Source organism: uncultured Vibrio sp. (genome assembly GCF_947488985.1).
Lineage (GTDB): Bacteria > Pseudomonadota > Gammaproteobacteria > Enterobacterales > Vibrionaceae > Vibrio.
The window spans coordinates 23,441-42,368 of record NZ_CANLBV010000032.1 but is presented as its reverse complement, the minus strand read 5'-3'; the positions used below and the strand labels follow the sequence as shown (position 1 = coordinate 42,368).

The 18,928-nt window shown below is 45.7% G+C and carries 16 protein-coding genes; 9 read left to right on the top strand and 7 right to left on the bottom strand.

What is annotated here, in order from left to right; all coding sequences use genetic code 11:
* Positions 1 to 147 precede the first annotated feature (147 nt).
* Entirely contained in the window at positions 148 to 1,254 is a 1,107-nt protein-coding gene (locus tag Q1A70_RS09610; RefSeq protein ID WP_299689741.1) for a 1-acyl-sn-glycerol-3-phosphate acyltransferase, read from the bottom strand.
* Between the two features lie 175 nt (positions 1,255 to 1,429).
* On the opposite strand from Q1A70_RS09610, the gene Q1A70_RS09605 reads away from it, so the two are divergent.
* Positions 1,430 to 2,056 (top strand): AraC family transcriptional regulator, encoded by a 627-nt coding sequence (locus tag Q1A70_RS09605; protein WP_299689744.1) that lies wholly within the window; start codon positions 1,430 to 1,432, stop codon positions 2,054 to 2,056.
* Between the two features lie 131 nt (positions 2,057 to 2,187).
* Here the strand turns inward: Q1A70_RS09605 and Q1A70_RS09600 are convergent, their stop codons facing one another.
* Both Q1A70_RS09600 and Q1A70_RS09595 read right to left on the bottom strand, forming a co-directional pair.
* Positions 2,188 to 2,676: a hypothetical protein gene (locus tag Q1A70_RS09600; protein ID WP_299689747.1), complete on the bottom strand. Its 489-nt coding sequence runs from the start codon at positions 2,674 to 2,676 to the stop codon at positions 2,188 to 2,190.
* A gap of 24 nt (positions 2,677 to 2,700) precedes the next feature.
* Positions 2,701 to 3,222, bottom strand: coding sequence for a nicotinate-nicotinamide nucleotide adenylyltransferase (locus tag Q1A70_RS09595; protein ID WP_299689750.1), 522 nt, complete (start codon positions 3,220 to 3,222; stop codon positions 2,701 to 2,703).
* A 105-nt stretch (positions 3,223 to 3,327) separates the two neighbouring features.
* Between Q1A70_RS09595 and nadE the strand changes: the two genes are divergently transcribed.
* Positions 3,328 to 4,158: an ammonia-dependent NAD(+) synthetase gene (gene nadE / locus Q1A70_RS09590; RefSeq protein ID WP_299689753.1), complete on the top strand. Its 831-nt coding sequence runs from the start codon at positions 3,328 to 3,330 to the stop codon at positions 4,156 to 4,158.
* Positions 4,159 to 4,256: 98 nt separating this feature from the next.
* Here nadE and Q1A70_RS09585 read toward each other — a convergent pair whose 3' ends face one another.
* Positions 4,257 to 6,113, bottom strand: a complete 1,857-nt coding sequence (locus Q1A70_RS09585) for a hybrid-cluster NAD(P)-dependent oxidoreductase (RefSeq protein ID WP_299689756.1) — start codon at positions 6,111 to 6,113, stop codon at positions 4,257 to 4,259.
* 160 nt (positions 6,114 to 6,273) lie between these two features.
* Between Q1A70_RS09585 and Q1A70_RS09580 the strand changes: the two genes are divergently transcribed.
* The 3 genes from Q1A70_RS09580 (at position 6,274) to Q1A70_RS09570 (ending at position 8,923) form a co-directional block, all read left to right on the top strand.
* A complete protein-coding gene (locus Q1A70_RS09580) occupies positions 6,274 to 6,432 on the top strand; it encodes a YqaE/Pmp3 family membrane protein (protein ID WP_008215717.1) in 159 nt (52 codons plus the stop codon).
* Between the two features lie 207 nt (positions 6,433 to 6,639).
* Positions 6,640 to 7,668, top strand: a complete 1,029-nt coding sequence (pyrC, locus tag Q1A70_RS09575) for a dihydroorotase (protein ID WP_299689761.1) — start codon at positions 6,640 to 6,642, stop codon at positions 7,666 to 7,668.
* A gap of 328 nt (positions 7,669 to 7,996) precedes the next feature.
* The gene (locus Q1A70_RS09570; RefSeq protein WP_299689764.1) at positions 7,997 to 8,923 is read left to right on the top strand and encodes a M14 family metallocarboxypeptidase; all 927 of its coding nucleotides are present in this window, start codon (positions 7,997 to 7,999) and stop codon (positions 8,921 to 8,923) included.
* A 220-nt stretch (positions 8,924 to 9,143) separates the two neighbouring features.
* Here the strand turns inward: Q1A70_RS09570 and Q1A70_RS09565 are convergent, their stop codons facing one another.
* The gene (locus Q1A70_RS09565) at positions 9,144 to 10,739 is read right to left on the bottom strand and encodes a BCCT family transporter (protein WP_299689828.1); all 1,596 of its coding nucleotides are present in this window, start codon (positions 10,737 to 10,739) and stop codon (positions 9,144 to 9,146) included.
* Between the two features lie 727 nt (positions 10,740 to 11,466).
* On the opposite strand from Q1A70_RS09565, the gene dctP reads away from it, so the two are divergent.
* The 4 genes from dctP to Q1A70_RS09545 all read left to right on the top strand — a co-directional run bounded on the left by dctP (position 11,467) and on the right by Q1A70_RS09545 (position 15,450).
* Positions 11,467 to 12,480, top strand: coding sequence for a TRAP transporter substrate-binding protein DctP (gene dctP, locus Q1A70_RS09560; protein WP_299689767.1), 1,014 nt, complete (start codon positions 11,467 to 11,469; stop codon positions 12,478 to 12,480).
* 33 nt (positions 12,481 to 12,513) lie between these two features.
* Complete coding sequence (locus Q1A70_RS09555; protein WP_299689770.1) at positions 12,514 to 13,044, top strand: TRAP transporter small permease; 531 nt, start codon at positions 12,514 to 12,516, stop codon at positions 13,042 to 13,044.
* Entirely contained in the window at positions 13,034 to 14,347 is a 1,314-nt protein-coding gene (locus Q1A70_RS09550) for a TRAP transporter large permease subunit (protein WP_299689773.1), read from the top strand. Before Q1A70_RS09555 ends, Q1A70_RS09550 begins: the two co-directional genes overlap by 11 nt.
* A gap of 131 nt (positions 14,348 to 14,478) precedes the next feature.
* A complete protein-coding gene (locus Q1A70_RS09545; RefSeq protein WP_299689776.1) occupies positions 14,479 to 15,450 on the top strand; it encodes a TauD/TfdA family dioxygenase in 972 nt (323 codons plus the stop codon).
* Positions 15,451 to 15,608: 158 nt separating this feature from the next.
* On the opposite strand, the gene Q1A70_RS09540 is transcribed toward Q1A70_RS09545, so the two are convergent.
* Both Q1A70_RS09540 and Q1A70_RS09535 read right to left on the bottom strand, forming a co-directional pair.
* On the bottom strand, positions 15,609 to 17,795 hold the full coding sequence (locus Q1A70_RS09540; protein ID WP_299689779.1) for a malate synthase G: 2,187 nt from the start codon (positions 17,793 to 17,795) through the stop codon (positions 15,609 to 15,611).
* A gap of 136 nt (positions 17,796 to 17,931) precedes the next feature.
* Positions 17,932 to 18,885 carry a LysR family transcriptional regulator gene (locus Q1A70_RS09535; protein ID WP_299689782.1) on the bottom strand — a complete coding sequence of 318 codons (954 nt, stop codon included), beginning with the start codon at positions 18,883 to 18,885 and terminating at the stop codon, positions 17,932 to 17,934.
* Positions 18,886 to 18,928 lie beyond the last annotated feature (43 nt).

Genomic DNA, 18,928 nt, shown 5'->3' with positions numbered 1-18,928 from the left:
GCTACTTCCCCCTCGCCGCGATTAAAACGCTTTTATCTCGAACAAAATTTAACCACGAAAGATCAACACGCCCTAGCGATTCAGAAACAAAAAAGGAGCTCAAGGCTCCTTTTCAGTTCAATTAATGATTGAGTTTGCTAACGCTCGTTATCCAATGTTCTTCACTGGGTTAGCGTAACTATCAATCAGGTACTGACGAGCGCCTTTTGGCAGGCTCGATAGTTTACCTTCAAATTCTGTCTTAACGGCTTCGGTAATCGAATCGTCTTCCTTTTCTGCCGCCAATAGATTTACTGGAAACAGTTTGTAGTTTTCGTGGATCTGGCGATCAATCTCTTGAGCAAGCGCTTCTGGTGTATCAAAGTCTTGGTCGATAACCTGACCAAAACCAACATGAACGCGTCCTTTGTTACCGATGATGCCTTGAATGATACTTTCAATATCTTCGAACTCACCCTTTTTGTAACTGCCGTTTACCTCTTTTTCAAATAGCTCTATCGCTTTCGCCGTGTCACATGGGTCGTTTTCGTATGAGATAGCCACAGGAACGATTTTCAATGACTTTACGTACTCTGAAAAGGCAATTTTTTGCTTACGCCCTTCAACGTGAAACATTTTCAAAATGGCTGGCTCAGTAAAGTCATTACCGTCTTTGGCACGGCCTTCCTTTTGAGCGATCCAGATAGAATTACCTGTCTCTAAAGAGTGCTTGATATAAGAAGACAACTGCCCAAGCGCTTTCATCATTTCACGTGGGCCTTTCAGCGAACGTTTGACAATGAAGCTCTTGTTTAGGCGCATCAACTCAGTCGTACATGGCTTTTTAAGCAGGTTATCACCAATGGCGATACGACAAGTCTGATGGTTATTTTGATGAAGAGCGTAGTTAACTAACGCCGGATCCATAGCAATATCACGATGGTTTGATACAAATAAGTAGGCCTGCTCTACATCCAATGACTCTATGCCAGTGTATGAAACACCGTTGGTGGTCTTCGCAAGCGTATCACGTAAGTATTTTTTCACTTCAATCTGGATGGATTCAACACTGGTTAGCTTGCTCCATTTCATTTTTAAGTAAATACGCAAAATCGGGCTCATTAATGCTTTGAACCAAGCAGCATGGTTTGAAAAACGGTAGTGCAAAATCGCACTAATAAATTCTTCATCATTAATAAGACGGTCTAGTGCCGCAGGGATTTCATCATCGTCGTATGGACGAATATCAAGATATGGATCAGTCGGAGAGGTCATTTCTTCATTCATATAATAAAAAGCTAGCTCATTCTACGCGTTGTTTAGACTTACCGCAGCTATAGAGCCCATACTTTTGGCAAGGTCAGACCAGAAACGTTGAAAATCCCCTGTTATTGTTGGCATTCGTGGAGATAAACGGTAATCTTATTGCCCCAAAAATAAGGTACTATCTATGAACTTCGCTATTGAATATACATCGGCTTACTTTTCACACTTGGTGATCACACCACGCAAAAAAGTACTCAAACATAGCCTTGTATCAGTTCAAAGTGGCTTGGTTTTGATCAAACTCGGTAAACAAGAGTATGCCGTCGAGCCGGGTCAAAGCATCTGGGTCCCTTATGACTGCTTAACCTCGCTGACCTACTTTCCCAACACCCAGATTAATCGCGTCGACTTTTCTGTTCGTTTGACGGATGCATTCCCAAGACAAGCGGGATACATCACTCAAACCAACCTCTCGTTGGCGCTATTAGAGAAACTTGAGCAAACGCAAGCCCACACTGCAAGTGCCAATAACACCGAACAAGCATCTAAAGATATGCTTGCCGTATTAAAGCAAGAAGTGCTCACGTTTAAACCACTGCTTTGCGAAAGTGCCCTTTCTCTGCGATTCAATCAATGGAACATCAATGATTCTAACTTACCGCAAGAACACACTTTGGTGATGGTTATGCGTGAAGCTAAGAAACGCATGCAGTCGGGTCAGAAACGTGCGCTTGTGATTGATGAATTATTCTCAGGAAAAGAAGAAGAATTTGCCCAACTGTGCATGCTGGTATTTGGTCACGAGCTATAATACCAATAGTAGAAAATAATCAGAAAACAGATACTAGAAAGCCGCAACAACTGAGTTTTTGCGGCTTTTTGAATTTTGGTCGTTGTTCGGTATTTGGACGTAGGTAGCGAGCTATCTGTGTGTCGGTCTGTCTAGAATGGCAATTCAACCTGCATCATTAGGTCAGCGTCATGTGAATCATGCCAACGGTAGTCAAAACGCAAGCGTGGCTGACCATCCACTTTCTCGCCAAAACCTACGCTCAGTTGTAAGCCATGATTGAGCAACCACTCTTCTGCCGACATATCGTATTGCTCACCTTCCAACTCTTCGGGAAACCACATACCCAAACCGACATAGTTTGATTCACTGCTTCGCGTGAGCAATGGGGCATCTTTACTTTGTAAAGCCCAATCAGACCAATAGTCAGGTTTACTTGCCGCTTCTTCCTCAGCAAAGCCTGTGATTTCCAGCATACGTAGACCAAAAGACTCAATGCTGGTCGAAAAATCTAAACAACTGCTTTCATCTTTAGAGGTCAGCATGATCGAATCTAGGCTAAAGAAATCACACTCAGCAGAAACCGGCATACTGCATGCTGTAATCAACAATGTCGCTGGTATCGCGCTCTTTAGCTTCATTTTCTGATCTCTTAATTCGTGGGCTTACATTATCTGATACAGTTCACCGTCTTGCAATATTTTTATCACAGATTGAGTACTCAACTCTGTAACATCGCTCCCATTTATCAGTGCATTACGTATATCTGTACTGCGTATATTCACTTTCTCAGGACAAGCCATGACAGACCACTGCTCGGTAATTTTGTCAGCTTTGTAAAAAGATGAAAATTTGAAGAAATTATCAGGGCCGATCACAAAAGTCAGCTCGGCATCGCAATTCAGCTTTTGAAGCTCATTAAGCACCGCATAAGTCGTGACACTTTCACCAGGCGTGAACAAGCTCTTTTCGATCAGCGAGAGCTCAACGCGCTCCAGAGTAAGATCACGGATAAACGCCTCGACTAACTGGCATCGCGTCTCAAAGTCTAGCATCTCTTTACCCCACGCATGGGCAATACTAGGGACCAGTAGAATTTTGTCAAAGTGGGCCAACGAGTCGATCACACTCTTATGGCCTAAGCTCGGTGGGTTAAACGCACTACCGAAAATGGCTATTTTTTCCATTATAACTGCCTTCTCTTTCTAAGCTTGTGCAAAGAGGTTTTTAAATCGAATGATTTAGGTATGATAACACTAGATTTTTAATTTGCTTGCAGGAAAGGAATACGAATGGAACAGTTAATTCGTGACGAAATGTGCGTACTACCTTCAATTGACCCTCACTTCGAAGTGACTCGCCGCGTGGACTTTATCAAAACCAAACTTCAGCAGTCAGGATGCAAATCGCTGATCCTTGGTATCAGTGGCGGTGTGGATTCAACCACCTGTGGCCGCTTGGCGCAAATGGCCATCGATAGCCTCAATGAGAGCACCGGCAGCAACGACTACCAATTCATCGCCGTTCGTCTGCCTTATGGCGAGCAAAAAGATGAAGACGAAGCCCAACTGGCTCTGTCTTTCATCCAGCCTTCTCAGTCGGTTTCAGTCAACATTAAAGCGGGTGTCGATGGGCTTCATGCCGCCTCTCACGTTGCTCTAGAAGGCACAGGTTTGTTGCCAACTGACTCGGCAAAGCTCGACTTTGTGAAAGGTAATGTGAAAGCTCGCGCTCGTATGATCGCACAATACGAAATTGCAGGTTACGTTGGCGGCCTGGTGATTGGTACCGACCACTCAGCAGAAAACATCACGGGGTTCTACACCAAGCACGGTGATGGCGCATGTGATTTAGCGCCTCTGTTTGGTTTGAACAAACGCCAAGTCCGTCAACTTGCAGCGACACTGGGCGCACCAGAACTGCTGGTTAAGAAAGTGCCGACCGCCGATCTCGAAGAGCTTGACCCTCAAAAAGCCGATGAAGCAGCGTTAAACCTTTCTTACGATCAAATCGATGATTTTCTGGAAGGTAAAGCAGTCCCTCAAGACGTATCTGATCGCCTAGTAGGCATCTACAAAGCGACGCAACATAAACGTCAGCCTATCCCAACGATCTACGATTAATTTATTAAATTAGTCGCAGAATCCAAAAGGCCGGAAGCACATTTTACCAATGGACTTCCGGCCTTTTCTATTAAGTATTTTGTTGACCTAACGCGTCGTTAATCGACCACTTCGATGTCAGTTTGCGGCACACTGCAACACGCTAGGATCTGACCATTATCACGTTCGTGTTCTTGCAATGCAGGCACATCCGGTTGATGTACTTGCCCTGATTCAAGTGTCACTTTACACGCGCCACAGAAACCAGCACGGCAGCTAGAAGCAATCGGCACACCTGCCGACTCAGCTTGCTCTAGCAATGTTGATTGGTTGTTCCCCTCGAACAAATAGCCATTGACACTCAACTGCAGCTGCTTTACCGCTTCTTCGCTTGCTTGAGCAACACCGAATGCTTCTTGATGATATTGCTGAGGGTTGAGTCCCATTTGGATCAGCAATTTCTTAGCATTATCCATAAACCCATCCGGACCACAGACAAACGCTTGACGTTTATGTAACTCTTCAATTTTCGCGACATGAGCAACACTCAAACGTCCCGATAAACCGTTCCAATCTTTGGTGGGCTGACTTAACGAGTAGATCAGACGTAAACCGCTATGCTCGCTGGCGATCTGTTCGATCTCCGCTTGATAAGGGATATCCTCTTCACTGCTGCACTGATGATAGAAAACCACATCATCAATTTGCCCGTGATCGGCTAAGTAACGCAGCATCGACAACATTGGCGTAATACCACTACCTGCAGACAACAGCAGCAGTGGGTGCGTTGGGTTGTCTTCCAAATAGAAAGCGCCATCTGGATTTTGCGCGACTAGCGTATCACCGACTTGGAAGTGATCATTTAGCCAATTAGAGATTTGACCATCGTCCACTCGCTTCACGGATATAGCTAGGCGACCCACGCGTGAAGGGCTAGAAGATAGCGTGTAACGACGAGACACCTTCTCACCGTCAATCAGCATTTCAATAGGTAGATGCTGTCCCGGCTGATAGCTGGGTAATGAATGATTCTCTTTTGCCGGCTTTAGCCAAAACGTTGTAAAGTCGCGAGCGATCTCTTCACGTTCAACACAGGTTAAGTGCAGCGACTCTACCCATGTGTCTTCGTAGTGCTCTTTCTCTTTGGTTTCGAGCACCTCAACCACATCACCAGCTTTAATTAACCCTTCATTTTTCGCCACTAGATTTTGACCAAAGAACACGCCACCGCGCTCATTCGCTCTGAAAGTCGAGAAGGTATTGAGCGGCTCTTTTGTTGTTCTAAATTCGCCACGTTCAACGTCCACCGTAGTTAGAATACAACGCTCACAAGGTTTCACTGCTTCGAACTCAACCTCGCCGATTCGAATACGCTTCCAACCATCTTCAGCAAAGGCTTCGGTATTAGATACCACAAAGTTGGTGCGAAACTGATCCATCGAATGGGTTTCAGGGCTACGACGATTCAGTTCATCAAGTGAGGCTTGGCTAATGACTAACATTGGGTAGCCGTCAGCAAAACTCACATTATGGCCCAGTTTTTCACGCACACGGTTTGATTGCTCTCCAGTAAATAACAATTCAACTCGAATACCCAGTACATCGCTGAACCAGTCATCGGCCTCATCACAAGTGGTATAGGCCGTGAAGTTGTCACCCCAAACCGTAGCAGATGCTGGTTGCATCTTGAAGTTCACATACTTAAGGCGCAGCGGTGCTTTATCTTGATAAGTGAAAATTAAGCCATCCGGTTGCAAGCTTGACGATACCTTAACCATTGTCGGGTATTTACGTGCCGTGACCATTGAACCGTCAGCTAATGCCAACATAAAACGTCTGTCGAAGGTAAGGCCTTGTTTTTCGACCCAAGCAGAAGAGAGCGAGATGCCCCCCACTGATTTTACCGGAAACACATTGATTTGAGATAAGGAAGACTTTTGATCCAAAGCCTTTTGCTCCAAAGGTGACTGCGACATAACGATTCCAATGTTTTGTTGTTTGTCCCATGCTAACAAATGGTTATAAATAGATAAACTGGCAGGGACTCAACAATTGATACTAAGCTAATAGCTTAAGATTATTATCAATTTCAGATCATAACTACGTCAAACTTTCATTGAATAAAAAGGATTTATCATGAACAAACTCGTCATTATCATTTTATGTGTACTGCTTCCGCCTGTTGGTGTGTTCTTCGCTCGCGGTGCAGGTAAAGATTTGCTGATTAACATTGTCCTTACCTTCTTCTTCTGGGTACCCGGCATGATCCATGGGCTCTGGGTAGCCACTCGCTAGCGGTTATTCCGTTTTGAGCGATTATTCAGCTTGGATACTCAGTAAAATCGCGATAAAACAAGCTCCTAACCCTGAAATGTAAAAAAAGGATGAAATGAAAGTGCTTTTCCACTATCATCCTGTCGCCTAAACGTAAGCGATTGCTTTCACAGATTTCGCCGAGTTTAGGCTCCAACTACATAACACTTCAAATGGTGGGAGCCTTCAATGACACAACTTACGATTACTCGTCCTGACGACTGGCATGTTCATCTACGCGATGGCGACGTACTGACAGATACGGTTCGCGATATCAGCCGCTACAATGGTCGAGCGTTAATCATGCCAAACACCATCCCACCGGTAACGGATACCGAAATGGCACTAGCTTACCGTGACCGCATCATGGCAGAGCAGCCAAGCGAACAATTCAAACCGCTAATGGCACTTTACCTGACAGATAACACAACACCTGAAGAAATTCGCAAAGCGAAAGAGTCTGGTGCAGTCGTGGCGGCAAAGCTTTACCCAGCAGGCGCAACAACCAACTCTGATTCAGGCGTAACATCCGCTAAAAAGATCTACCACGTACTAGAAGCAATGCAGGAAGTTGGCATGCTACTTTTGGTACACGGTGAAGTAACGACACACGATGTTGATATCTTTGACCGTGAGAAGCAGTTCCTAGACACAGTACTAGCACCGATTGTGAACGACTTCCCTAACCTGAAGATTGTTCTAGAGCACATCACAACCGCCGAAGCTGCAAACTTCGTGAAGAACGCGAACGACAACGTAGCCGCAACCATTACTGCTCACCACCTGCTTTATAACCGTAATCACATGTTGGTTGGCGGCATTAAGCCACACTTCTACTGCTTACCTATCCTTAAACGTAACACTCACCAATTAGCACTAATTGAAGCGGCAACAAGCGGCAGCAAGAAGTTCTTCTTAGGTACAGACTCTGCACCACATGCGAAAGGCGCAAAAGAATCGGCATGTGGTTGTGCGGGTTCTTACACGGCACACGCTGCGGTTGAGTTATACGCTGAAGCGTTCGAGCTAGAAGGTAAGCTTGAAAACCTAGAAGCTTTCGCAAGCCACAATGGCCCAGATTTCTACGGTATTCCACGTAATACAGACACCATCACTCTTGTAAAAGAAGAGTGGGATGTCGCTGAAACCATGCCTTTCGGGTCTGACATTGTTGTGCCAATCCGTGGCGGAGAGACGATTGCTTGGGCAGTTAAATAAGAGCTTGAATGATCAAATAATAGCTTTGGCGGTTACATAAAGCCGTCTCGATAAACCAAGCTTTTATTTCAGTTCCTCCCGTCTCAACCTTAATGTAAGTTGACGATATTGATAAGCCAGCAGCGTTCAAAATTGCTGGCTTTTTTCATGAGCCCAATTTGGCGTATATCTAATGTAAAGCTTATACCAATCATCTTAAAAACCAGTCACCCTCGCTTATTGTGAATACCAAGTACCCCATTCCATACACAGATTCAATAAGAGTTGCATGATACCGTTCTGCTGATTATTCTCACTTCATCACAACGTACCCCACAGAGATAAAACAATGGAAAGTACCTACACCTACCCTATTGGTGAGCCAGGAAAAAAATGGCAAGAAGCAGAGCGTCAAGCATGGTTTGCTCAAACAACGGTCAAGCGTGAATACCAACAAGAAGTCGTGCCAAAAATTAAAGCACTGGCAGACAGCTTTGACATCGAGCAATACGGCGCACTGAGCTACGACGAAGCTCGCTTCCCACTCTTTGCTATCAAGAGCAAAAACTGGGATGCATCAAAGCCAACGATTCTCGTAACAGGTGGTGTTCACGGTTACGAAACCAGTGGTGTACATGGCGCGATCAAATTCGCTGCAACTCAAGCAGAAAAATACACTGCACACTTCAACATTGTTGTCGCACCTTGTGTGAGCCCTTGGGGTTACGAAGTCATCAACCGCTGGAACCCAAATGCTGTTGATCCAAACCGCTCTTTTTATGACGGTACGCCTGCTGAAGAATCAGCAAACCTGCGTGCATTAGTTGCGTCTCTGCCAGAAGTATTGGTTCACGTTGATCTTCACGAGACAACCGATTCTGATGAAACTGAATTCCGCCCTGCACTCGCTGCACGTGATGGTATTGAGTACATAGAAGGCATGATCCCAGACGGTTTCTACACGGTGGGTGATACCGAAAACCCTCAACCTGAATTCCAAGCCGCTGTCATCGCTTCAGTTGAAAAAGTAACGCACATTGCACCTGCGGATGATGAAGGCAAGATCATTGGTTCAGACGTCACTCAACACGGCGTAATTAACTACCCAATGAAGAAGCTTGGTTTATGTGGTGGTGTGACTGATTGTAAATACGGCACAACTACTGAGGTTTACCCAGACAGCGACAAAGTAACAGACGAAGAGTGTAACGATGCTCAAGTTGCTGCTGTTGTTGGGGCTTTAGATTACGTTATTCAGCACGAATTGAACGCGTAAGAGCAGACCCGCTAATAACTAGAAGTGGGCACCTAGAGCCAAGAACTAGGAGCTAAGAACTAAAAGAGCCACAAGTCACTACTCACTTGTGGCTCTTTTTTGTTTCTCTTTCGCTGATTTCTTCTATGGCATAAAAAAGCTCCCTTGCACGAGGTGCAAGGGAGCTTTGAATCTGCTGATTAGAGTAAGCCCCTATCTAGAGACTGACTTAATTCGCGATTTACTTAGTTGCTGGAGTAACTGTTTCTTGCCCTTTACCGACTTCAGTCAGTAGGCCTTTCAGCAAGCTTACACAGCCAAGCAGAAGAATGATCGTAAACGGCAGTGCTGCAATAATCGTAATGGATTGCAGTGCTTGAATTGATTGAGTACCACCAATCCACAACATCACCATTGCGATAGCGCCTGAGATAACCGCCCAAACCACTTTCTGTTTCACTGGTACTTCAAGTTTACCACCCGCCGTCATGCCATCGATAACGATAGAACCTGAATCTAGTGTTGTAACGAAAAACACGATGATCAGCGCAACTGCGATAACAGACAGGATGCTACCAAACTCGTAAGCATCTAACATGTAAAACAAGCTTAGAGATACGTCTGTGATGCCTTGGTCAAGGCCAAGTTGCCCCACCTGATTAATCACTTGTTCGATAGCCACGCTACCGAAGATAGACATCCAAGCTGAAGTTACTAACGTTGGAATGATCAGTACACAAAGTAGGAACTCACGAACCGTACGGCCTTTAGAAATACGTGCTACGAACATACCGAAGAAAGGTGCATACGCTACCCACCATGCCCAGTAGAACACAGTCCAGCCATGAAGCCATGTTGTGTCTTCACGATCCGCACTTTGGCTCAACGCGACGATGTTTTTCACATAGCCTGTTACAGCCGTTGCCATCGAATCAAGCACAGTTGTGAAGTTCAATACCGCAATAAGACCAAGGAATACGAACGCAATAACCATGTTCAGGTTACTGAGGAACTTAACACCACCGTCCATGCCACGAAGAACAGAAATGATCGCCAAGCCCATGATCAGAACGATAATCGATTGCTGAAGGAAGATGTTGTTATCCAAGCCAAACACGTGGCTGATACCACTTGCTGCTTGTATGCCACCTAAGCCCAATGAAGTCGCAAGACCGAACAGAGTCACCAGTACGGTTAGTACGTCGATAACATCACCGGTTTTGCCCCATACTCGCTCACCCAAAATTGGGTAGAACACAGAGCGCATTGATAGCGGCAGACCTTTATTGTAAACAAAGTACGCTAGGCAAAGTGCCGTCATGCCATAGATAGCCCATGCATGAAACCCCCAGTGGAATACGGTTGCACCCAGTGCTAATTCACGACCAGCTGCTGTAAAAGGTTCAGCGTCTAATGGCGTTCCGAACCAGTTCGTGAAGAACGCAGTTGGCTCTGCAACACCCCAGAAGATAAGTCCAATACCCATACCCGCTGCGAATAACATCGCAATCCAAGATGCCATTGAATAGTCCGCTGTCGCGTCTTCACCACCTAAGCGAACTTTGCCTAGAGGTGAGAATGCAAGAACAACGGCAAAAACTAACATGATGTTGGCTCCCCACATAAACAGGAAGTCAAACTTTGATAGAACAGCCCCCTTAATAGAATCAATTGCAGCTTTAGCATCTGCAGGAGGAAGAGCAAGAAGAGTGATGATGAAAAGAAGAGATAAGCCGACTGAGGCTACGCAGACGGTGTTATGGACATCCATGCCCCATTTGCTGACGTTATCTTGACCAACTTGATAGTCAGTAGAATCAATACTGTATTTTTTGATTTAAAACTCATAAATTATGATGTACGCATATCCGGATCAACGAATATTAGGACGATCTCCATATCCAACTACTACTTGATTGGCTCGCCGAACCACCTAAATAAAAGGCAATAAAAATCACAATAGTTAGTGATAAATGGACTTACTGGCTCAATCCCAAGGTGCGGATTATAGCACAGCTCAAAGTATTTTGACGGAGATTCATCTCAACAGTCACCCAAACCACCGTTAATAGAGATAGTCAACCCAATAACGAAAGCAACTAAAAACCATTAAAAACAATGCTTTAAATAGAAACTGCGATAAGTGAAATCTCATCAAAACTTTCTAAAGATAATTCCAATAACCACCAAATTTGCTTATAGCTCTAATTAAAAATCTAACTATAAGCGTAGAGAAAGTTACCTAAGATAAAAGAGAAATCAGTGTTAATTTCACTCATTCTGTCAATGCTACCGAGCCAAACTCGCCGTATAGAACTCGCTCCTTGACGATGAAAATGCTCATTGAACACAGCTCCAATGGCGTCAATATGAATGGCATGGTGTTAATGAGTTGCACAATACCAGATGATTTGTAGGGCGTTTGTTTCTTAAGTAAAAAATAGTTCATTAAACTTTACAAAAAGTTCATACTGTTCTACCCAAAAAGCTGCCGCGAATAAACACATAAAACTGAGGTAGTGAATACTTGGATGTTTGGGATAGGCAATATAAAAGGAATTATGATGACAAAGATTAAAAAGGGCTTGCTCACTCTTATCGCCACTACCTTGTGTGCTCCAGTTACGTTGGCAGAAACGTACAACTGGAAAATGCAGACCATCTGGAGCGGTGGCTCTACACAGCAACAGATTATCGAACAATTTTCACACAATGTTCAGCAACAAACCAACGGAGAGATCAACATAGAGGTACTGGCCAACGGTGCCATTGTGCCTTACAACCAGTCTTTGCAATTTGTAAAGATGGGCGTACTGCAAATGCATAAAAGTGGCCCTTGTTTCTATAGCGGTTTGGATACCGCATTTGGTTTACTGTGTGATTTAACCGCCGCTTATGACAGTCCTGCTCAGTTTATGGGTTGGTATCGTGACGGGGGTGGCATTGAGCTGGCTCGTGAGCTGTATGAAAAATATGGCCTGTATTACATTGGGCCTGTGCTTTGGGGGACAGAGTCTCTACCGAGTAAAGTGGCGATCAATAGTGTCGATGACTTTAAAGGGCTGAAGGTTCGCATGCCGGAAGGCCCGTCTTCGGATCTATTTCGCTCGATTGGCGCGGCACCTGTCACCGTACCGGGCTCAGAGGTTTACACCAGTTTAGATAAAGGCGTAGTCGATGCCGCTGACTGGGGTACGTTGAGCATGAACGTACAAACGGGTTTGCATGATGTTGCTCCATACGCCCTCTATCCCGGCATCCACGCCACGCCAGCCAGTGATGTAGCGATCAACCTCGCTTTATGGAATCAGCTCTCCAAACGCCACCAACAAATACTGGAAGAACAGGTGACTGTGCTTTCCGATCAAATGGTTGAAACCTTCACTCAAGCGGATAACGAAGCGGCTGCGTCTGCGGCTGAAAACGGCATTACGCTTATCGATTGGTCACCAGAGGAGCGCGCCAAATTTAAGGTAGCCGCTCAGAAAGTATGGGAAAAGTACGCTAGCAAAAGCCCAATGGCGCAGAAAATCTATGACTCACAATTTGAGTACTTAACTAAGATTGGCGCTCTTTAAGTCATTGTCACTTAATGAATTAAGGATTAAATCATGGGTAAGAAAGACCAACTTAAACGCGTCAGTGACACGCTCAGCTTGTGTTTCATCATCGCGGTATTATTGACCGGATATGAAGTGGTCAGCCGTTATGTGTTTAATGCACCCACAACTTGGGTACATGAGACCACCATCATGCTAGTGGCATTTGGCTTTATGCTGGGTGGGGTGGTGACCCTGTACGAACGCACTCATATCACGATCAACCTGCTCACCGATAGACTCAGTGGTATGGCCAAATCGGTATTAAATTTGACCGCCTCCATTGTGTCGGTGTTTTATCTGGCGACAGTTGGCTATGGTTCATATGTGATCACAAAGCAAGCGTGGATGTTTAAAGAGACCTCAGGTACGGCGTGGAACTCTCCGATGCCAGTCATCCTAAAGACGCTATTAACCCTGTGTTTGGCACTGATGTTACTGATTGCCACCTATCAAACCATTAAGCATACGTTTTTGTTGGTCAAACAGTTGAAAGCCAAACTGACCTCAAGATTTAAAAAAGAGGTGGACTATGGCTATTAGTTTTCTGACCCCTGTTTTATTGCTGTCGGTATTGGCACTGCTTATTTTAGGCGTGCCACTAGCCTTCTCTACTGGGGCGGCGGCGAGTGGCTTAGTGCTGTTTAATTTCGGCGTAGATGGATTGGCACTAATTGCCACGCGCATTTATGGCTTGATGAGCTCATATTCATTTGTCGCTATTCCGATGTTCGTGATGATGGCGACCACCTTAGAGCGCTCAGGGGTAACCAAAGATCTGTTCCGCGTTATGTACCTGCTGGCAGGGAAGATCAAAGGTGGCTTGGCGATCCAAACCTTGTTTGTGTCCATTATCTTGGCTTCAATGTCTGGGATCATTGGCGGAGAAATTGTATTGTTGGGCGTATTAGCCCTGCCCGAGATGCTCAAACGCGGTTACGACAAGAAATTGGCCATCGGTACTGTTTGTGCAGGCGGTGCATTAGGCACCATGATCCCTCCGAGCGTAGTGCTGATTGTTTATGGTCTCGCCACGGAAACTAACATTGGTGATCTGTTTATTGCGGTGCTGGTACCGGGCCTGATGTTGGCGAGCTTTTACATGCTGTACGTACTGTATGTGGCGTTCCGCTATCCAGAAAAAGCACCTGTCGCCAGTATGGAAGAACTGCAGATCAGCAAACAAGAAAAGCGACGCTTGTTAAAAGGCACCTTATTACCTATTTTTGTAGCGTTCTGGGTGCTGTTCTGTATCTATTCCGGCATTGCCTCTATCAATGAAGCCGCCGCTATGGGCGTGATCGGTGCCCTACTCTCTACCTATATTCGTAACGAGCTGACGTTTGATTTGGTCAAACAAACCTGCGTGCAAACCATGAAAGTGTGCGGGATGATCATGTGGATCGTCTTTGGCGCGACCGCGCTAATTGGCGTCTTCAATATGTTCGGCGGATCAACCTTTGTCTCCAATTACATTCAGCAGTTAGACGTATCGCCACTGTCTATTTTGCTGTTTATGATGCTGATATTGTTCGTGCTGGGCGTGTTTATGGATTGGATAGGCATCTGCTTATTAACCATGCCGATTTTTGTGCCCATCATTAGCGGGCTCGGTTATGACCCCGTTTGGTTCGGTGTGCTATTCACTTTGAATATGCAGCTCTCATACCTTACGCCACCCTTTGGCCCTGCCGCATTTTACTTAAAAGGTGTTGTCTCAAAAGACATCACCATGACCATGATTTACAGCTCGTTTGTACCATTCATTGCCATACAAATGGTCGCTATCGCACTGCTGATCGCGTTCCCTTCATTGGCAACATGGTTACCTGAAATGCTGAGATAATAAAAGACGAAGACAACGGCTGATTCGCCATTGGACGATTCAATGGCTCAGCTAGATTTTAATGCTGGTGAAACACTGGCGAGATACATGGGATTCACTCTGTTCGCAAGGAGCATCCGCAAGGAGTATTAATGGACTATTTAAGCTTTCACGATCAAATGGCTCACTATTTTAAAAGGCCGCATAATAACAAGATCCCCTTGCAACCGATCACGGGCGAGGCAGCTTGGTTTGGTAAAGACTTGCAACAAACCCCGGAGCAGTGGCTGTTTCATTTTTCTGACGCCGACAATCAAGAGTTGTGGCGGGCGGTTGAGCTAAGCAAGGAGGTCCCCGCATCAGCCATCAACCGCAACAACTTTACGCTAGAGAACTTACAGCAACGCTGTCAACGTTGGAAAACCCAGCTGAGCACAGGTTTGGGGGTAGTTATCATACGTGGCTTACAACTTGACGGTCGCTCGGAACAAGATTGTGAGCGACTGTTTTGGGGATTAGGTCACCATCTGGGGTTACCCGGCGCTCAAAATGCACGACAAGAATTACTTGGTCACGTGACCGATTGCAGTAATGGCGACAATGATCTCGATGAGCGCCTGTATCGCACCAATGAGCATATTGCCTATCACTGTGATGCGGCGGATGTGGTGGGTTTATTGTGTCTTCAACCGGCTAAACAGGGCGGACGCAGTAAGGTGGTCAGCTCGGTAACTTTATATAATGAACTGTTGCAAGCACACCCTGAGCTAGTTGATCGTTTATTTTCACCCTTTAGGCTCGATCTGCGCGATAAGGGCAGCGAGGAGTCATGGATTTGGGTTGATCCTTGTACCTATGACGATAACCAGTTACGTACTTTCTATCACAGTGATTATTTTCGCAGTATTGAGCGCCACCCTCATTATCAATTAACCGATGAAGAACAGGCGATCTTGGACTTCTATGACAATAAAGCCAAGGAGGAAGGTGTGCCGTTAGAGATGGACATGCAAGTCGGTGATATCCAGCTGATCAGCAACCATATCACACTGCACTCTCGTACTCATTACCTTGACGATCCGCAAGCGAAACGACACTTGTTACGCCTATGGTTGTCTTTGTAAAAACAGCCTCTGTAATAGCGATATAAGTAAAAAATACTCAAGCAAAAAAAACCGCGCTAAATAGCGCGGTACCTTGGGCTCAGTTGATGGGGGGTTACCTTTCATTATTATTATCAAAAAACTCTTATCGAGCGATATCTTTTATAGATCGATAGCCATCAAATATCGCTTTGTTTCAATTTGAGACGCATCGCATGCAGCACCGGCTCGGTATAACCACTTGGCTGAGCGCCGCCTTCAAAGACCAACTGACACGCCGCCGAAAATGCAATACTGTTTTCAAAGTCCGGTGCCATATTACGGTAACTTGGATCCGCAGCATTTTGCTCGTCCACCACTGCGGCCATGCGTTTCATGGTTTGCATCACTTGGGTTTCATCGCAAATCCCATGGCGTAACCAGTTGGCAATATGTTGGCTTGAAATACGCAGCGTAGCGCGGTCTTCCATCAAGCCGACATTGTTGATATCAGGCACTTTCGAACAACCTACGCCTTGGTCAATCCAACGAACTACGTAACCAAGAATACCTTGGGTATTGTTGTCCAGTTCATTTTGGATATCTTGAGCAGTCAGTTTTTGATTGCCTAGCAGCGGGATAGTCAGGATATCGTCGACATTGGCTCTCACTCGCTCACGCAACTCTTTCTGACGACTTGGTACACTCACTTTGTGATAGTGCAACGCATGCAAAGTCGCCGCTGTTGGCGATGGTACCCATGCGGTATTTGCTCCCGCTTGAGGATGGCCGATTTTCGCGTCCATCATCTTGGCCATGTTGTCCGGCTCTGGCCACATGCCCTTACCAATCTGGGCTTTACCTTGCAGGCCACAAGCTAAGCCAAGATCAACGTTTTGATCTTCGTATGCGCCAATCCATGTCATGGTTTTCAGCTGTGTTTTAGGAGCAAAAGGACCCGCTTCCATACTGGTGTGGATCTCATCACCCGTTCGGTCTAGGAAACCTGTATTGATGAACACGACACGGTCTTTGGCTGCGCGAATACACTCTTTCAAGTTCACAGAGGTACGACGCTCTTCGTCCATGATGCCGACTTTAATCGTGAAGCGCTCTAGCCCTAACGCATCTTCGATTCGACCAAACAGTTCATTGGTGAAAGCGACTTCTTCAGGGCCATGCATCTTAGGTTTAACAATATTGATGCTGTTCGCGGTCGAGTTTTGGTAAGGGCTATTACCCTTTAAATCGTGCATTGCGATAAGCGATGTCACCATGCCATCCATGATACCTTCAGGCACTTCATTACCTTCGGCATCAATAATCGCAGGGTTAGTCATTAAGTGGCCCACGTTGCGTATGAACAACATGCTGCGACCTTTAAGCGAGATTTCACCCCCCGTCACACTGGTGTATTGACGATCATGGTTTAGGTTACGAACGATAGTTTTGCCGTTTTTCTCTAGCGACTCTTGCAGGTCGCCCTTCATTAAGCCTAACCAGTTGCGGTAAGCCAATGCTTTGTCTTCACCGTCAACCGCAGCGACAGAATCTTCGCAATCCATAATCGTGGTCAGTGCCGATTCCACCAACACATCTTTAATGCCCGCGACATCGACGCTACCAATTGGCGCGCTCGGATCGATTTGAATTTCGATATGGAGATTGTTGTGTTTAAGCAGAATACAAGAAGGTGCGCTTGCGTCTCCTTGATAGCCAATAAACTGGTTACGATCAATGAGAGTGACTTCTTCGCCATTATCTAGCGTTGCTGTCAGCGTGTTGCCAATGCTCACATTGCTGATGCTGTATTTGGTCACGTCTTTATGAGAAACACCATTCAGCGGTGCGGCATCATCAAGGAACTCACGAGCGTAGGCCACCACTTTAGCACCGCGAACAGGATTAAAGCTGCCGCCTTTCTCTGCACCGTCGCTTTCACTGATCACATCGGTGCCGTACAGCGCATCATATAGGCTGCCCCAACGCGCGTTGGCGGCATTCAGTGCAAAACGAGCATTCATGATAGGCACAACCAGTTGCGGCCCTGCTTGAGTCGCAATTTCTGGCTCTATGCTTGCGGTCGTCACTTGAAAGTCATCGCCTTCAGGCACTAGGTAACCAATCTGCAGCAAGAACTGTTTATACTCTGCCGCATCTAGCGTTTGTCCTGCACGCTCTTGGTGCCAAGCGTCTATTTGATGTTGCAGGTCTTCACGCTTGATCAGCAATGCGCGGTTCTTGGGAGCCAGATCTTCAAGAATGGTTGCAAATGATTGCCAAAAGTCCTCTGCGATAATGCCTGTACCAGGGATCACCTGCTCATTAATTAATTGGTAAAGGGTGCTATCAATGCTCAAGCTTCCCTGTTGAATACGACTGCTCATAAAATCTCTCTCAAACTTACTGATGACAACTAAATCAATTTGCGTAACTGATTTAAATCTATGTAAATGGCCTAAATTTAGCTAATTTATGCCGTTTATACTGGATATTCATTTAAAAAATACCCGACAAACTGTGTTATTCCGTCACACCACTCTCAATTTCATTGGCGACACTTTTAATCAAGCGACGCATCCATTGGTGATCTGGATTGGTTTGTAACAAGGGGCTCCATGCCATCTTCACCTCAAAGGGTTCAATCGCAAATGGGGCAGGTTTGATCAACAACCTCGGGTTATTCCGCTGCAATTGCGCGGCCTTGGTTGGAATGGTTAGGATCAGATTTTTCTGTTGTGCGAACAGAATGGCCGACAAATAGTGTCGGGTAAACACCGTAATATTGCGCGTTTTCCCAATCCGCATTAACGCTTCATCAATCCAGCCAAGCTTTTGTGCTTCGCTTGGGTTGATCCCGACACCGGTGCCCATCCCCGTCTTGCTGACCCAAATATGCTGCGCCTTTAGATAAGACAAAATATCGAAGTTGTCGGCGATCGGGTTATCACAACTAAATAGACACGAGAACCCGTCATGCCAAAGGCTCATCTGGTGAAACGACTGTGGAATGTCGTCAAAACGGTTGATTATGATATCCACCGTGCCTTGCTCGACATCCTGATAGCTCACGTCACTTGGCGTCATGATATCCAGCCGAATTTTCGGCGCGATTTCACTCAACTTTTTCAATAATGGCTGAATAATGGTCGATTCCGCGTAGTCACTCGCCATAATCCGAAACACTCGCTCACTGTCTTCGGCATGAAACTCAGTGGTCGGTTGCAATGTCTTTTCTACATTGGCCAAGATGTTGCGGATCAGTGGTTGCAACTTTTGCGCGCGCTCGGTCGGCACCATCCCTTCACTGGTTCTCACCAACAACGGATCGTCAAGGAGATCACGCAATCGACGTAGGCCATTACTCATTGCTGGTTGAGTGATCCCGAGTTGATTGGCTGCTCGTGTCACGTTTCGCTCACGCAGTAACATGTCTAAATACACAAGCAAATTAAGGTCTATACGAGCAATATTCATAAGAAAAATACCGAATATAATAACTATAAATTAACAAAATTAT

Excerpts from the sequence above, each read along its gene's own strand:
- Q1A70_RS09600 (WP_299689747.1), bottom strand. The coding sequence starts at position 2,676 with ATGAAGCTAAAGAGCGCGATACCAGCGACATTGTTGATTACAGCATGC.
- Q1A70_RS09540 (WP_299689779.1), bottom strand. The coding sequence starts at position 17,795 with ATGAGCAGTCGTATTCAACAGGGAAGCTTGAGCATTGATAGCACCCTT.
- Q1A70_RS09550 (WP_299689773.1), top strand. The coding sequence starts at position 13,034 with ATGGCTATTAGTTTTCTGACCCCTGTTTTATTGCTGTCGGTATTGGCA.
- pyrC (WP_299689761.1), top strand. The coding sequence starts at position 6,640 with ATGACACAACTTACGATTACTCGTCCTGACGACTGGCATGTTCATCTA.
- Q1A70_RS09610 (WP_299689741.1), bottom strand. The coding sequence starts at position 1,254 with ATGACCTCTCCGACTGATCCATATCTTGATATTCGTCCATACGACGAT.
- Q1A70_RS09595 (WP_299689750.1), bottom strand. The coding sequence starts at position 3,222 with ATGGAAAAAATAGCCATTTTCGGTAGTGCGTTTAACCCACCGAGCTTA.
- Q1A70_RS09570 (WP_299689764.1), top strand. The coding sequence starts at position 7,997 with ATGGAAAGTACCTACACCTACCCTATTGGTGAGCCAGGAAAAAAATGG.
- dctP (WP_299689767.1), top strand. The coding sequence starts at position 11,467 with ATGACAAAGATTAAAAAGGGCTTGCTCACTCTTATCGCCACTACCTTG.
- Q1A70_RS09545 (WP_299689776.1), top strand. The coding sequence starts at position 14,479 with ATGGACTATTTAAGCTTTCACGATCAAATGGCTCACTATTTTAAAAGG.
- Q1A70_RS09535 (WP_299689782.1), bottom strand. The coding sequence starts at position 18,885 with ATGAATATTGCTCGTATAGACCTTAATTTGCTTGTGTATTTAGACATG.
- Q1A70_RS09555 (WP_299689770.1), top strand. The coding sequence starts at position 12,514 with ATGGGTAAGAAAGACCAACTTAAACGCGTCAGTGACACGCTCAGCTTG.
- nadE (WP_299689753.1), top strand. The coding sequence starts at position 3,328 with ATGGAACAGTTAATTCGTGACGAAATGTGCGTACTACCTTCAATTGAC.
- Q1A70_RS09605 (WP_299689744.1), top strand. The coding sequence starts at position 1,430 with ATGAACTTCGCTATTGAATATACATCGGCTTACTTTTCACACTTGGTG.
- Q1A70_RS09580 (WP_008215717.1), top strand. The coding sequence starts at position 6,274 with ATGAACAAACTCGTCATTATCATTTTATGTGTACTGCTTCCGCCTGTT.
- Q1A70_RS09585 (WP_299689756.1), bottom strand. The coding sequence starts at position 6,113 with ATGTCGCAGTCACCTTTGGAGCAAAAGGCTTTGGATCAAAAGTCTTCC.